Here is a 14,359-nt window from a genome sequence, read left to right on the forward strand (position 1 = left end):
AGGTGGAGATATCGCCGGGCTGATTGCCGCCGGAGTCTTTGCGATCCTGGTCGCGCTGCTTGCCATCCCGGTGTGGAAGCTTGGCAAGGTTTTCGATGAGCTTCGCCAGGCCATCCGGTCCGTGAGCGAGGGCACCACTCCGCTCATCGATGAGGTCACCAGCACGGTGTCGACAACCCATCAACAGTTGAAGAACGTTGACGGGATCACCTCAAATGTGTCGGACGCCTCGGCCAACATCTCCGCGCTGTCGTCGCTGGTCGCAGCCACAGTGGGATCCCCGCTCATCAAGGTGGCGGCGTTCTCCTACGGGGTGCGCAACGCATTCGCCTCAAGACGGAAGCCGGCCTCCCGCCGTCGTAGTCGTTGATCGATACCTCACCTACAAGACGCACTTACAACAGACGAGGAATTCTTGATGATCAAGAGGGTTTTCTGGCTCGCGGCAGGTGCCGCTATCGGGGTCATAGCGGTACGCAAGGTATCTGCGATGAAGTCGGCTGTCGGTCCCGAGGGACTGAACCGTGCTGTCGCGCAGCTGACCGACAGCGTCGCCGACTTCGCCGACGTATTCCGGCAGGGAATGCTGGAGCGCGAGACCGATCTGCGTGCTGCGCTAGGCGTTGATACCGAGCACCGTTCCTGATCCCTGAATCACCCGAAACCGCCGCTGCGCCCCGTCCGCGCGCAACACCGAAGGATTCCCATGAAGTCCCAAGAGATCGCCCGCCGCTGGCTCGACTACTTTGAACGCCAGGGACACACCCGCGTGCCGTCGGCCTCCCTGGTGTCCAGCGACCCGTCACTGCTGTTCACTGTTGCCGGTATGGTTCCCTTCATTCCCTACCTGACTGCACGCGAGGTGCCGCCCTACAGCCGAGCGACGAGCATCCAGAAGTGCATCCGTACCGCGGACATTGAGGAAGTGGGCAAGACCGCCAGGCACGGCACGTTCTTTCAGATGTGCGGAAACTTCTCCTTCGGCGACTACTTCAAGCAGAACGCCATACGCATGGCGTGGGAGCTGCTGACAAGCAGTGTGGAAGACGGCGGCTATGGACTGGCTGCCGACCGGTTGTGGGTCACGGTGTACCAGGACGACGACGAGGCCCTCGCCATCTGGCGGGACGAAGTGGGATTCCCAGCCGGACGAATCCAGAAGATGGGGAAGAAAGACAACTACTGGAACACCGGCCAGCCTGGCCCCGGCGGGCCGTGCTCTGAAATCTTCTACGACCGCGGGCCGGAGTACGGCAGGGACGGCGGACCGGAGGCGGACGAAGACCGTTACATCGAAATCTGGAACCTCGTGTTCATGCAGTACCGGCTCTCGGCCGTGCGCAGCAAGGATGATTTCGACATCGCGGGTGAACTGCCCAAGAAGAATATCGACACCGGCCTGGGCCTGGAGCGCCTGGCAATGGTGCTGCAGGGCGTAGAAAACATGTACGAGACCGATCAGGTTCGCCCTGTATTGGACAAGGCTGCGGAACTGTCCGGCCGCGAGTACACCAGTGCAGAATCCGACGACGACCCGCACCACCAGGACGACGTGCGGATGCGTGTCGTGGCCGACCACATCCGTTCAGCCCTGATGCTGATCACCGACGGTGTGACGCCGTCCAATGAAGGCAGGGGCTACGTCCTTCGACGGCTGATACGCCGGGCGGTGAGGGCGATGCGCCTGCTGGGTGTTGAGAAGGCGTGTCTGCCGGAGCTCCTGCCCGTTTCCCGGGACGCCATGAAGGGTGTCTACCCGGAGGTCGAGCGGGACTTCGAACGCATCAGCCGGATCGCCTATGCGGAAGAGAAGGCGTTCCTGCGCACCATCGCTTCCGGCACGGCCCGCCTCGAGGAAGCCGTCCGCGAGTCAAAGAGCGCGGGCCGGAACCTGTCCGGCGAGGACGCATTCAGCCTGCATGACACCTACGGGTTCCCCATCGATCTCACCCTTGAAATGGCTGAGGAAGCCGGCGTGAAAGTCGACGCCGAAGGGTTCCGCGCACTGATGCTCGAGCAGCGCGAGCGGGCGCAGGCTGACGCGCGCGGCAAGAAGGCCGGGCACGCTGACATGACGGTTTTCAACGAGCTGCTCACAACTGGTGAGACGGTATTCACCGGGTACGACGAATTGACCAGTGAGGCTGTGGTGCGGGGCATCATCAGCAACGGAGCGTCAATTCCCGCCGCGCGTCAGGGCGAGGAAATCGAACTGATCCTCGACCGGACCCCGTTCTACGCCGAGGCCGGTGGACAGGCCGCGGATGTCGGCCTGATCACGGGGAACGGCTTCACCGTGGAGGTCACGGACGTCCAGAGGCCAATCAAGGGATTGAACGTTCACCGTGCGCTTGTCCGCGAGGGCGAAATCACGCAGGGTGCGCCTGTTACCGCAGCCGTGGACCGTCAACGTCGCCATGCGGGTGAACAGGCACACTCGGGAACACATATTGTCCACGCTGCGCTCCACCAGGTCCTCGGCCCCGACGCGCTGCAGCGCGGTTCGTTCAACAAGGCCGGCTACTTGCGGTTCGACTTCTCCTGGGGAGAGGGCATCAGCACGGCAGCCCGCTCTGAGATCGAAGAAGTCTCGAACCTCGCTATCCGCAGCAACCACACCGTCGAAACGAAGGTGATGGGCCTCGATGAAGCCAAGGCACTAGGCGCAACGGCGCTGTTCGGGGAGGCATACGGAGACAGGGTGCGCGTCGTCGAAATCGATGGCGAGTGGTCGCGCGAATTGTGCGGCGGCACCCACGTCGACTCAACGTCGCTGATCGGTACGTTGACACTGCTCGGGGACCAGTCGGTGGGATCCGGCAACCGCCGTGTCGAGGCCCTCGTCGGCATGGACGCTTTCCGGCACGCTGCCGCTGAGCGCGCTCTGGTTACCGAGCTCTCGGAAATGTTGAAGGTGCCCTCCCCGCAGCTTCCGGAGCGCCTCGGCGCAACCCTGAACCGGCTCAAAGCAGCCGAGAAGGAACTGGAGCGCCTGAGGAAGGAACAGCTGTCGAACGCCGCCGCCTCGCTCGTCGCTACCGCCCAGGACCTTGCCGGCGTGCGCTTAATCATCCACGATGCCGGCACCGTCGGCAGTGCGGACGATCTCCGCAATCTCGCGCTCGATTTGCGGAGACGCCTCGGCTCAGGAGCCGCTGCGGTTGCTGTGGCCGGAGTCAGCAAGGACCGTCCGGTGGTCCTCGTCGTCACCAACGAGGAAGCACGCGCAGCAGGGGTGAAGGCCGGTGCGCTGGTGCGTACCGCTGCAGGTATCCTCGGCGGCGGGGGCGGCGGCAAGGACGACATGGCGCAGGGCGGCGGATCCGATCCGGCTAAGGTTCAGTCGGCGCTGGAGTCCATCCGCGCCGCCGTGGCGGCCAGGTAGCAGGACCTCCTTCCATCGTGGCATTCGGAGAGTACCCTCGAGGGGTCAAGATCGGCGTGGACGTCGGCATGGTTCGCGTTGGAGTTGCGGCCAGTGACAGAGACGGTCTGATCGCCACGCCCGTCTGCACTCTCAATCGGGATTCGCGGAAGAACAGGGACTTGCGCCTGCTTCTCAGGAACATTGTGGAGCTGGCAGCCGTTGAAGTATTCGTTGGGCTGCCACGCAACCTGAGCGGGACCGAGTCCGCCTCAACGGCCATGGCACGCAGTTACGCGGCGACCCTTGCCGGCATGATCTCCGAAGCCCACATGGACGTGCCGGTGCGATTGATCGACGAGCGGCTCTCCTCCGTTTCGGCCCATAGGTCGCTTCGGCAGGCTGGCTTGAACAGTCGTCAACACCGTAAGGTAGTAGATCAGGTGGCAGCCGTGGAGATCCTTCAACATGCCATCGACATGCAACGTAACCTTGAGCGGGATGTGGGGGAGCCGGTCGTTCAGGACCGGCGGCGAAGTCTTGATCCGCCGTCGGCCTCATCTGAGGAGTCAGACATTTCGCAAACCTACAGTGGGAGGAAAGAGGAGCAGTGAGCCATCGTCATCCTCCTTTCCCGGCAGCAGACCACGGAGCTGAACAGCACCCCGACGATCATTTCGAGGAGCATTACCCGGTGCACCCCGAGCCAGTCGAGCAGTTTTTCGAAGCAGACCTCCCGTCCCGCCGCAACCGCCGGCCCTCCAAAGCGCGCCAACGCCGCCGGAGGCGCAGGACCATCGTCATGCTGGTGGTCGTCCTTGGATTCGTCGGAGTAGTGGTCGCCGTCGCCATGTTCCTCAGGAGCCTCCTCGGTGTAGGGGAAGTTACTGATTACGCGGGCCCGGGAACAGGGTCGGTGACCTTTACAGTCGACGCCGGCGCCGGACCGCTGCTCGTCGGTAACAGTCTGGAGCAGCAGGACATCGTTGCCAGCGCAGACGAATTCCTCAACGCTTTTTCCTCTGTTGCCGACGGTCGCGTGATCCAGCCCGGCGACTACGAGTTGAAATACCAGATGAGTTCCGAGGAAGCAGCGAAAGCGCTGCTTGCAGACGCTGATTCCAAGGTGCACTATGCTGCCGTGGCCAGGGATTTGAGGCAGAACGAGGTCTTCGACATCCTGGCCGAGTCAACGGGGATACCGCGTGAGGAATTTGAGGCGTTAGCCGAGGACCCAACACAGTTCGGCATTCCCGAACAGTCACCCAGCCTGGAAGGGTATCTCTATCCCGGCGAGTACCGCTTCGATCTTGATGTAACCGCCACTGAAGTGATCCAACAGATGGTCGACAACACCAAGGCGGCCCTTGAGGATGCAGGAGTCACCGACCCAGCCGAGCAGTACCGCATCCTGACTATCGCGAGCATCGTCCAGGCCGAGGCCGGCCAGGCCGATTACGCGCAGGTAGCCGGCGCCATCATGAACCGACTGGGCCCGGACAATACGGAGACAAACGGTTTGATCCAGTCTGATGCGACCGTGACCTATGGGCTTGGACGCAAGAGCTACAACCTGACGCCTGAGGAAAAGGCCGACACCTCGAACCCGTACAACACGTACGCCAACGAGGGACTGCCTGTCGGTCCTATCGGGTCACCCAGCGCGGAAGCGATCGAGGCTGCGGTCAACCCAGCCGATGTGCCCTACTACTACTGGGTAACCGTCAACCTGGACTCCGGAGAAACCAAGTTCTCGGAAACGCTTGCCGAACATGCACGATATGTCGCGGAGTACCAGGCGTGGTGCGCTGACAATGTCGGAAGGTGCGAATAGGTGGTTCCCGATCAGACGCCGGCCCAGTACCGGGCCGGCGTCATCGGCCAACCCATCGCGCATTCGAAATCACCGCTCCTTCACAGCGCTGCCTACGCCTTCCTGGGTCTTGACTGCAGTTACACGGCAATCGACACTTCGCCGGATTCGCTCAAGGACAGGGTGGCTGAGGTCAGGGCGAATCCTGCCTGGCGCGGGCTGTCTGTCACCATGCCTCACAAGGCTGCTTCCCTGCCGCTTATGGATGAGCTGGGGCCAGGGGTCGCTGAACTCGGGGTAATCAATACCGTGCGCGCTGTTGGGACGGGCCAACAGCGGCGTCTGATGGGCTACAACACCGACATCGACGGGATCGTCCGTGCGGTACGCCACGCCGGCGCCGGGTCCCCGAAGGAGGCCCTGGTGCTCGGTGGCGGCGGGACGGCCTCAGCGGCTGTCGCTGCGCTGGCACGCATGGGAGTCGAGCGGGCGCAGATCTGCGCCAGATCACCGCAGAAGGCAGAATCCCTGGCTGAACTCGGTCGGCGGCTCGGTATCGCCGTGAAGCTCAGCGGGTTCAGCGAAGCCGCAGAGCTCTGCGGAAGCTCGTCGCTGGTGATCTCTACGCTGCCGCCGCACGGGGCGGATGAGCTTGCCGGCGCACTGGGTGCGGCAGCAGCGCGAGACGATGCTGGACTGCGGATTGACTCCGACCCTCGCGTACTTCTCGACGTGGCCTACGACCCTTGGCCCAGCGCCCTGGCCCGGGCGTGGTCCTCGCTTGGCGGCGTCATTGTTCCGGGCCTTGAGATGCTCCTCTACCAGGCTGTGGAGCAGGTGAAACTCTTCGCCGGGGATGCCTTTCGAGAGGAGTCCGCTGTCATAAATGTGATGTGTGACGCGGTGGGGGCGCCCCGGCGCTAGCGGCGCCCTTGGGCCGTGGCAGGATGGACGTATGTTGCGTTGGTTGACGGCCGGGGAATCCCACGGCCCTGCTCTGGTCGGAATCATCGAGGGAATGCCCGCGGGCGTTGAGATCACCAGTGAGGCTATCCAGTCCGCTCTGGCCCGCCGCCGGCTCGGCTATGGCCGCGGCGCCCGCATGAAATTCGAACAGGACGAAGTGCGGATTGTCGGGGGAGTCCGCCACGGACTGACCCAGGGTGGCCCGGTGGCCATCGAGGTGGGAAACACCGAATGGCCCAAGTGGGAACAGGTCATGTCGGCGGATCCGGTGGATGCAGGAGTACTGCAGGAATCCGCGCGTAACGCACCTCTAACCCGGCCCCGGCCCGGCCACGCGGATTTCACCGGCATGCAGAAGTATGGTTTCGATGAGGCGCGGCCGGTGCTTGAACGCGCCAGTGCAAGGGAGACGGCCGCTCGCGTAGCGTTGGGCGCCGTTGCAGCCCAATTCCTGTCGTCCCTCGGCATCGAGCTCGTCAGCCACACCGTCGGTGTGGCGTCCGTCGCCGTTCCGGAAGGATCCGAACTGCCGGGCCCCCGTGACGTCCTGGCACTGGATGAAGATCCCCTGCGCTGCTTTGACCGCGAAACCTCAACCGCAATGGTGGCCGAAGTGGATGCCGCCCACAAGGACGGGGAGACACTCGGTGGGGTGGTCGAGGTGCTCGCCTACGGGCTTCCCCCCGGACTGGGAAGCTATGTCCACTGGGACCGCCGGCTCGACGCCCGCCTCGCGGGTGCGCTGATGGGTATTCAGGCCATCAAGGGCGTTGAGGTGGGCGACGGCTTCGAGACTGCCCGGCGGCGGGGCTCGGCGGCGCATGATGAGATCGTGCGGGAACAGTCCGGGCGGATCGGGCGCACAACCAACAGGGCAGGCGGGATCGAGGGCGGTATGAGCATCGGTGATGTCCTGCGCGTGCGAGCAGCCATGAAACCCATCGCAACGGTTCCGCGAGCCCTCCAGACAATCGATGTAAGTACCGGTGACGCCGCCAGGGCTCACCACCAGCGTTCCGATGTGTGTGCTGTGCCCGCGGCGGGTGTAGTCGCCGAAGCCATGGTTGCCCTGGTCCTCGCAGAAGCCGTGACGGAGAAGTTCGGGGGCGATTCTGTGGCGGAAACGAAGCGCAACGTCAATTCATACCTGGAGAGTATCCCGGCGTCCCTGAATTCGGTTGCGCCCTGATGCATCCGGCGGCCCATAAACCGCTGGTGCTCATCGGGCTCATGGCCACGGGAAAATCGACCGTCGGGCGTCGGATCGCTTCCAGGCATGGCTGGCGATTCGTCGATACGGACGCAGCGATCGTCGACCGCCATGGCCCGATTCCCGCCATTTTTGCTGAAGTCGGCGAACCGGGCTTCCGGCGACTCGAGGCCGGCATCGTGTCTGAGGTCCTCACGGCAGCGGAACCAGGCACAGTCATTTCCCTCGGGGGAGGAGCGGTCCTCAACGAAGGGACGCGGCGGCTTCTTGGATCAGCTTTCGTGGTCTTCCTCGACGCGGACCTTTTGACCGTCCTGCCGCGGCTCAGCGGCGACACCGGCAGGCCGTTGCTGGCCCAGGACCCGGGCGAGACCTGGGCGCGGCTTGAGCAGGAGCGCCGTCCTCTCTACGAAGCTCTGGCAGACACGGTGATAGATACTCGGAATGCGTCCGAAGAAGCAGTTGCCGACCGTCTCGAAATCCGCCTGCGAAACCACATTCTTACTGAAGATAAGGACCAACGGCCATGACCGCTGAACCTACTGCCATCCGCATCACGGGAAGTTCCGCGGCGGAGAACTACGACGTCGTCGTCGGGCATGGCCTGCTGGACCGGCTCTCACCGCTGCTCGGCGAGCGGGTCCGGCGTGTCCTGGTGGTTCACCCCCGCGCCCTGCGATCCACAGGAGATACCGTTCGGGAGCAGTTGGCCGGAGATGGATTCACTGCGGTCACAGCAGAGATTCCGGACGCCGAAGAAGGCAAGCACATCCAGGTGGCCGCATTCTGCTGGCAGGTACTCGGCCAGAACGATTTCACGCGGTCCGATGCCATCGTGGCTGTCGGTGGAGGTGCGGTCACCGACGTCGCCGGCTTCGTTGCCGCGACCTGGCTGCGCGGGGTCAAGGTCGTGCACCTGCCCACCACCCTGCTCGGCATGGTGGACGCCGCCGTTGGCGGTAAGACCGGGATCAACACCGCCGAGGGCAAAAACCTGGTCGGGTCCTTTCATCCGCCGGCGGGAGTTTTCGCCGATCTGGACGCTCTTCAGACACTTCCGGCCAATGAATTGATCACCGGCATGGCCGAGGTTGTGAAGTGCGGATTCATTGCGGACCCCCGAATCCTCGAGCTGCTGGAGTCGGACCCCGAAGCGGTCAAGGACCCCACCAGCGGCGCCGTACGCGAACTCGTAGAGCGTTCAATCGCTGTGAAGGCTGCTGTGGTTTCCGAGGACCTCAAGGAGTCCGGCCGGCGCGAATTCCTGAACTACGGGCACACGCTGGCGCACGCAATCGAACTGGCGGAACGCTATTCCTGGCGGCACGGAGCCGCCGTCTCGGTAGGCCTCGTCTTCGCAGCGGAACTGTCTCGGATGGTTGGCCGCCTGGATGATGCCACAGCAGACAGGCACCGCTCGATCCTGGAAACGCTTGGCCTTCCCGTGACGTACCGGCGTGACCGCTGGGCAACGCTCCTGGACGGCATGCGGCGGGACAAGAAGGCGCGGGGTGATCTGCTGCGGTTCGTGGTGCTCGATGACGTTGCCCGGCCTGGAATTCTTGAGGTCCCGGACACATCACTCCTCTTCGCCGCGTACCAGGAAATCGCTTCCTGATCCGGTTACCGCGGGCAGGGTAGACTGGTCTTCGGTCTTTTGGCGGGCAGTTCCTGAACAGTCCGGTACTGCGCCTGCTGCGACGTAAGCCAAACATCAGTGAATCGACGAAAGAGAATCCGTGGCTACCACGAATGACATCAAGAACGGCACTGTTCTCAAGCTTGAGGGAAACCTCTGGAATGTGCTTGAGTTCCAGCACGTGAAGCCGGGCAAGGGCGGCGCATTTGTCCGTACGAAGCTCCGCAACATCCTGTCCGGCAAGGTCGTCGACAAAACCTTCAACGCCGGGCTCAAGATCGAAACTGCCACCGTGGACCGCCGCGACTACCAGTACCTGTACAAGGACGGCGACGACTTCGTGTTCATGGACACGACGGACTATGACCAGATCACCGTTCCCGGCGCTACCGTGGGCAGTGCGGAAAATTTCATGCTCGAAAGCCAGATGGCGACCATCGCCATGCACGAGGGTTCGCCGCTCTACCTCGAACTGCCGCCGTCAGTGGTCCTTGAAATCACTTACACAGAGCGAGGGCTGCAGGGAGATCGCTCTACCGGCGGCACCAAGCCGGCCACCGTTGAAACCGGGTACGAGATCCAGGTGCCCCTTTTCCTGGAAACCGGGACCAAAGTGAAGGTCGACACCCGCTCCGGTGAGTACCTGGGACGCGTCAACGAGTGAGCGCCCGGAGCAAGGCGCGGCGCAGGGCCATGGATATCCTGTTCGAGGCCGAGCAGAGGTCCGTTTCTCCCCTGGAAGCACTGCAGGCACGCCGCGAGAAAACGGACACCGTCATCAATGGGTACTCGGTGGAGATCATCGAAGGCGTGATGGCCCACGGCACGCAGATCGATGAGTTCCTCGGCACGTATTCGCAGGGGTGGACGCTTGATCGAATGCCCGCGGTGGACCGTATGATTCTCAGGGTCGGCACCTGGGAACTGCTGTACAACGAGGATGTTCCGGACACCGTCGCTGTGAGCGAGGCTGTGCAGCTGGCAACCATGTTGTCGACCGATGAGTCGCCCACGTTCATCAACGGCTTGCTGGGCAGGCTCCAGCAGCTCAAACCCACGCTGCTGGCGTAGTTTCCAGCTGCCCGGACCGGAAGTCTGCGCCGGGAACTCAGACCCTGCGCGCTGACGCCGCGTTGAGGATCCGGCGGCGGGCCGCCTCCAGTTCGTGTAGGAGGTGGACCTCCAGTTGCGGATCATGCGTGGCCGCGTGGCCCGCGCGGAGACGCTGGCGCACAAAGGCCAGACGGACGCCGGTGTTGATGAATTGCTTCATACCAGGACCCGCGCCGACGGCCCGCGCCCACGCCATCGCCGATGACCGACCGCGCGGCGCCGCCACCATTTCCAACTCCTGATTGGTGAGCCAACCGGCACCGGAGTACTCCGCCAGGCGCTGATATGTCACTGCCCGTTCAGCGCGGCGCAAACCAAGCACGACTGCGATCACCACGAGGAATAGCGGCACCTGAACCAGGAAATAGAACGAGAAGAAGTCGGTGAACAGGACCACCAGGCCGCCGTTCCACAGCATGTGACCGGCGATGGCGGGAAGCAGGCCGATAGCAAACGCACCCAGCAGCCGGCCCTTCCCACGGCCTTTCGCGACGACCATCCCGAGGACAACTCCCAGCGCACCGGTGAACATCACATGGGCGAACGGTGAGAACAGTCCCCGCATCACAAACACCGTGATGAGTCCGCCGAGCCCTGCAGGGTCAGTGATCGCCGATCCGAAGTAGAGGATATTTTCGGTGAACGCGAAGCCCGCGGCGACAGTTCCGGCATAGACCATCCCGTCCACCGGCCCGTCAAAATGGGTGCGTCGGGACAGAGCAAGAATCAGTACGCCGAGACCCTTGGCTGCTTCTTCCACCAGCGGAGCCTGGAAGACAGGACCGATGATGTCGGGACTCGTTCCCTCCAGCCCTACGCTCAAAAGCGCCGTGACGACGGGCCCTAGCAGGAGCGTGACAGCCACCGACATTCCTGCTCCCCAGAGGAAAGCGAAAGTCAGGGCGCCCCGCGGTTCCGGGTCCCACCGGTCCACCCAGCGGATGCCGGCCAGGCAGATTGCCAGCGGCACCAGTGCAAGAGCGGCGCACAGAACCAGTGCAGCCGCCCCCAACTGCACCGTCACGAGCACCGCCACTCCACCAAGAATGAGGGCCGCAAAAACGAGCAGCAAACCATTGACGACGGCGGCGCGCACCGGACGGGAGTGCTCCCTGCCAAGTGATTCCATTCCGGGGGGCGGGTGGGCAGGCGACGGAATCGGTGGCCCCGGACTTACCTGCTGCCACATTCCCAGCGGCGGCTGTGCCGCCGGTTGTACCGTCCGACGTGGCTCCGAGTAGGGGCGCCCGGCGTTCATACTCATCCCCACAGGATAGGCGGTGGGGCGGCTGTGATAGTTTTGAACGCGCAGCCCAACCCTTTAAAGGCCGTCCCGTGAGGCGGAGAAGGAGGACGCGTTCCATGAGTGTACCCAGCCCTCACACCGGAGGCTCCGTGTTCCGCACGGTCCTCGGTGACGCTGATATCGATCGTGCCCTGACGCGGATCGCGCACGAAATCCTCGAAGCCAACAAGGGCGCAGAAGACCTCGTACTGCTGGGCATTCCCCGCCGCGGTTTTCCCATCGCGCAAAGGCTCGCCCGCAAGATCGCGCGCACCGATCCCACCGTGAACCCCGAGCGCATGGTCGGACGCCTCGATGTCACGATGTTTCGTGACGACCTCCGCAAGCACCCCACCCGCCCGCCCGGTCCCACAAAGCTTCCGCCTTCCGGCATCGACGACAAGGTTGTCGTGCTGGTGGATGACGTGCTCTACTCCGGCCGCACGATCCGGGCAGCGCTTGACGCAATCGTCGACGTCGGAAGACCCCGAATTGTCCGTCTGGCCGTTCTGGTGGACCGCGGGCACCGCGAGCTCCCCATTCGAGCGGATCACGTTGGAAAGAACCTTCCCACCTCCTCCGCAGAAAAAGTTCGTGTGCGGATCAGCGAAATCGATTCCGTCGACGAAGTAGTCATTGAAGGACCGGCATGAAGCACCTCCTGTCGACCGAGAACCTGACGGGAACGGAAGCTATCCGGATCCTCGACACCGCCGAAGAAATGGCGGTTGTCGGTGAGCGGGAAGTGAAGAAGCTGCCGGCGCTACGTGGACGGACCGTCGTAAATCTCTTCTTCGAGGACTCGACACGGACCCGTATCTCTTTCGAAGCCGCAGCGAAGCGGCTGTCCGCTGATGTGATCAACTTCGCTGCGAAGGGCTCCTCGGTTTCCAAGGGCGAGTCACTCAAGGACACGGCGCAGACCCTTGAGGCGATGAGTGCCGATGCCGTGGTCATCAGGCACTGGGCATCCGGGGCTCCCGCCCGGCTTGCTGCCTCGGACTGGATCGACGCCGCCGTGATCAATGCGGGCGATGGAACCCACGAGCATCCCACCCAGGCGCTGCTCGATGCCTTCACACTCCGCAGGCACTGGTCGAAGATCGCCGGACGCCCATCCCTCGGTGAAGACCTGCGGGGGCTGCGGATCGCGATTGTGGGTGACGTTCTGCACTCGCGGGTAGCCCGCTCCAACCTCTGGCTGCTCACCACCCTCGGTGCGGAGGTGACCCTCGTGGCGCCTCCGACCCTGCTGCCCGTCGGTATCGATACCTGGCCCTGCAGGGTCAGCTTCGACCTTGACGAGGTACTGGCGACCGGTCCGCACGCGGTCATGATGCTCCGGGTTCAAGGCGAGCGGATGAACGCTGCCTTCTTCCCCTCGACCCGTGAATACGCCCGCACCTGGGGCTTCGACGATGAGCGGCTGGCAGCGCTGGAGGCCTCCGCCGGCAAGGACACCATCATCATGCATCCGGGCCCCATGAACCGGGGCCTCGAGATTTCCTCAGCTGCGGCTGATTCTCCCCGTTCAACCGTGCTTGCCCAGGTGCGCAACGGCGTATCCGTCCGGATGGCCGTTCTCTACCTGCTGCTGTCGGGCGATGATTCCGCGCAGCCCACACCCGCCCAGGAGGCAATAACAGTATGAGTACCAGCTACCTGATCAAGGGCGCCACCATCGCCACGGGGGAGGCCGGTGTGGACGTACTGGTTTCAGATGGACGCATAGCTGACCGAGGGCGATCCCTTTCAGCTGCCGGCGCCGTCGTTCTTGATGCCGACGGGTTGATCCTGCTACCCGGAATGGTGGATATCCACACACACCTTCGGGAACCGGGACGCGAAGATGCGGAGACAGTGGAGTCCGGTACCCGGGCAGCTGCGCTGGGGGGCTATACAGCCGTGCACGCGATGGCCAACAGCATGCCCGTGGCAGACACCGCTGGCGTGGTTGAGCAGGTTCATGCACTTGGGAGGCGCGCCGGCTGGGTAGACGTACGTCCGGTTGGTGCTGTCACAGTCGGGCTTGCCGGGGAGAGGCTCGCGGAGCTCGGCGCGATGGCGGAGTCGCGTGCCAGGGTCAGGGTATTTTCCGACGACGGCATCTGTGTGTCAGATCCGGTGCTGATGCGGCGCGCACTGGAATACGTGAAGGCGTTCGACGGCGTAGTCGCCCAGCACGCGCAGGAGCCGAGGCTCACTGAGGGCGCGCAGATGAATGAGGGCGCCGTCTCTGCAGTCCTCGGGCTGGCGGGTTGGCCGGCGGTTGCCGAGGAAAGCATTATTGCGCGTGACGTCCTGCTGGCGCAGCACGTTGGTTCACGGCTCCACGTCTACCATGTTTCAACTGCCGGGTCGGTTGACATCATCCGATGGGCGAAACAGCGCGGCGTGAAGGTGACCGCAGAAGTCACGCCGCACCACCTGCTGCTGACCGACGAACTTGTCCGTTCCTGGGATCCCGTCTACAAGGTGAACCCGCCGCTGCGCACGGACGACGACGTCACGGCTCTCCGCGAGGCGCTGGCTGACGGAACCATCGACGTCGTCGGCACTGATCACGCGCCGCACCCCTCCGAACACAAGGAGTGCGAATGGGCGCAGGCCGCAATGGGCATGACGGGCCTGGAAACTGCTCTGTCCGTCGTGCAGCACAGCATGATCGAGACCGGACTCATGGATTGGTCGCGTTTTGCCGATGCGACGTCCATTCTCCCTGCGCGCATCGGCAGGGTGGAGACGCAGGGAAGACCGCTGGAGGTTGGCGAGATGGCAAATCTCACACTGGTGGATCCAGCAGCCCGGTGGACGGTCGATCCCCATAAGATGGCTACCAAGGGCCGTAACAGTCCCTTCGCCGGCCTTGAGTTGCCAGGCGCCGTCGTCGCAACCTTCTTCGCGGGGCATCCGACCGTGCTCGAAGGGCGGCTCAACACACCGCATCCCGATGCACAAGGGGAATGAAG

15 protein-coding genes are annotated in these 14,359 nt (G+C 63.6%); 14 read left to right on the forward strand and 1 reads right to left on the reverse strand.

Translation table 11 applies throughout. The features are described from left to right. The 11 genes from ABFX19_RS10015 to nusB all read left to right on the forward strand — a co-directional run. A partial coding sequence (locus ABFX19_RS10015; RefSeq protein ID WP_346028234.1) for a DUF948 domain-containing protein occupies window positions 1-370 on the forward strand: 370 nt, incomplete at its 5' end. 48 nt (window positions 371-418) lie between these two features. Next, window positions 419-646: a hypothetical protein gene (locus tag ABFX19_RS10020; RefSeq protein ID WP_056549412.1), complete on the forward strand. Its 228-nt coding sequence runs from the start codon at window positions 419-421 to the stop codon at window positions 644-646. 60 nt (window positions 647-706) lie between these two features. Further along, window positions 707-3,385 (forward strand): alanine--tRNA ligase, encoded by a 2,679-nt coding sequence (gene alaS, locus ABFX19_RS10025; RefSeq protein ID WP_346028235.1) that lies wholly within the window; start codon window positions 707-709, stop codon window positions 3,383-3,385. Window positions 3,386-3,402: 17 nt separating this feature from the next. Beyond that, window positions 3,403-3,978: a Holliday junction resolvase RuvX gene (gene ruvX, locus ABFX19_RS10030; RefSeq protein ID WP_346028236.1), complete on the forward strand. Its 576-nt coding sequence runs from the start codon at window positions 3,403-3,405 to the stop codon at window positions 3,976-3,978. Beyond that, window positions 3,975-5,198: an endolytic transglycosylase MltG gene (gene mltG / locus ABFX19_RS10035; RefSeq protein ID WP_056549416.1), complete on the forward strand. Its 1,224-nt coding sequence runs from the start codon at window positions 3,975-3,977 to the stop codon at window positions 5,196-5,198. The genes ruvX and mltG overlap by 4 nt, the downstream gene beginning before the upstream one ends. Next, window positions 5,199-6,101 (forward strand): shikimate dehydrogenase family protein, encoded by a 903-nt coding sequence (locus ABFX19_RS10040; protein ID WP_346028237.1) that lies wholly within the window; start codon window positions 5,199-5,201, stop codon window positions 6,099-6,101. A gap of 31 nt (window positions 6,102-6,132) precedes the next feature. After that, window positions 6,133-7,332: a chorismate synthase gene (gene aroC / locus ABFX19_RS10045; protein WP_277357308.1), complete on the forward strand. Its 1,200-nt coding sequence runs from the start codon at window positions 6,133-6,135 to the stop codon at window positions 7,330-7,332. A 26-nt stretch (window positions 7,333-7,358) separates the two neighbouring features. After that, window positions 7,359-7,883 (forward strand): shikimate kinase, encoded by a 525-nt coding sequence (locus ABFX19_RS10050; protein ID WP_277357309.1) that lies wholly within the window; start codon window positions 7,359-7,361, stop codon window positions 7,881-7,883. After that, complete coding sequence (aroB, locus tag ABFX19_RS10055; RefSeq protein WP_346028238.1) at window positions 7,880-8,971, forward strand: 3-dehydroquinate synthase; 1,092 nt, start codon at window positions 7,880-7,882, stop codon at window positions 8,969-8,971. Before ABFX19_RS10050 ends, aroB begins: the two co-directional genes overlap by 4 nt. Window positions 8,972-9,092: 121 nt before the next feature. Continuing rightward, window positions 9,093-9,656: an elongation factor P gene (gene efp, locus ABFX19_RS10060; RefSeq protein ID WP_056549427.1), complete on the forward strand. Its 564-nt coding sequence runs from the start codon at window positions 9,093-9,095 to the stop codon at window positions 9,654-9,656. Then, the gene (gene nusB / locus ABFX19_RS10065) at window positions 9,653-10,063 is read left to right on the forward strand and encodes a transcription antitermination factor NusB (RefSeq protein ID WP_346028239.1); all 411 of its coding nucleotides are present in this window, start codon (window positions 9,653-9,655) and stop codon (window positions 10,061-10,063) included. Before efp ends, nusB begins: the two co-directional genes overlap by 4 nt. A gap of 37 nt (window positions 10,064-10,100) precedes the next feature. On the opposite strand, the gene ABFX19_RS10070 is transcribed toward nusB, so the two are convergent. Further along, the gene (locus ABFX19_RS10070; RefSeq protein WP_346028240.1) at window positions 10,101-11,369 is read right to left on the reverse strand and encodes a PrsW family intramembrane metalloprotease; all 1,269 of its coding nucleotides are present in this window, start codon (window positions 11,367-11,369) and stop codon (window positions 10,101-10,103) included. Between the two features lie 98 nt (window positions 11,370-11,467). Between ABFX19_RS10070 and pyrR the strand changes: the two genes are divergently transcribed. From pyrR to ABFX19_RS10085, 3 genes are read left to right on the forward strand one after another with little or no spacing between them, the layout of a single operon-like run. Beyond that, window positions 11,468-12,043 (forward strand): bifunctional pyr operon transcriptional regulator/uracil phosphoribosyltransferase PyrR, encoded by a 576-nt coding sequence (gene pyrR, locus ABFX19_RS10075; protein WP_277357312.1) that lies wholly within the window; start codon window positions 11,468-11,470, stop codon window positions 12,041-12,043. After that, a complete protein-coding gene (locus ABFX19_RS10080; protein ID WP_277357313.1) occupies window positions 12,040-13,041 on the forward strand; it encodes an aspartate carbamoyltransferase catalytic subunit in 1,002 nt (333 codons plus the stop codon). The genes pyrR and ABFX19_RS10080 overlap by 4 nt, the downstream gene beginning before the upstream one ends. Beyond that, entirely contained in the window at window positions 13,038-14,357 is a 1,320-nt protein-coding gene (locus tag ABFX19_RS10085; RefSeq protein ID WP_346028241.1) for a dihydroorotase, read from the forward strand. Before ABFX19_RS10080 ends, ABFX19_RS10085 begins: the two co-directional genes overlap by 4 nt. The last annotated feature ends 2 nt before the right edge of the window (window positions 14,358-14,359 follow it).

Source organism: Arthrobacter parietis (assembly GCF_039530425.1).
Lineage (GTDB): Bacteria > Actinomycetota > Actinomycetes > Actinomycetales > Micrococcaceae > Arthrobacter_D > Arthrobacter_D parietis.

What these genes read in the sequence shown, in the direction of transcription:
- alaS (WP_346028235.1), top strand. Translation starts at nt 707, where the DNA reads ATGAAGTCCCAAGAGATCGCCCGCCGCTGGCTCGACTACTTTGAACGC.
- pyrR (WP_277357312.1), top strand. Translation starts at nt 11,468, where the DNA reads ATGAGTGTACCCAGCCCTCACACCGGAGGCTCCGTGTTCCGCACGGTC.
- ABFX19_RS10085 (WP_346028241.1), top strand. Translation starts at nt 13,038, where the DNA reads ATGAGTACCAGCTACCTGATCAAGGGCGCCACCATCGCCACGGGGGAG.
- ABFX19_RS10020 (WP_056549412.1), top strand. Translation starts at nt 419, where the DNA reads ATGATCAAGAGGGTTTTCTGGCTCGCGGCAGGTGCCGCTATCGGGGTC.
- aroC (WP_277357308.1), top strand. Translation starts at nt 6,133, where the DNA reads ATGTTGCGTTGGTTGACGGCCGGGGAATCCCACGGCCCTGCTCTGGTC.
- ABFX19_RS10070 (WP_346028240.1), bottom strand. Translation starts at nt 11,369, where the DNA reads ATGAGTATGAACGCCGGGCGCCCCTACTCGGAGCCACGTCGGACGGTA.
- aroB (WP_346028238.1), top strand. Translation starts at nt 7,880, where the DNA reads ATGACCGCTGAACCTACTGCCATCCGCATCACGGGAAGTTCCGCGGCG.
- ABFX19_RS10080 (WP_277357313.1), top strand. Translation starts at nt 12,040, where the DNA reads ATGAAGCACCTCCTGTCGACCGAGAACCTGACGGGAACGGAAGCTATC.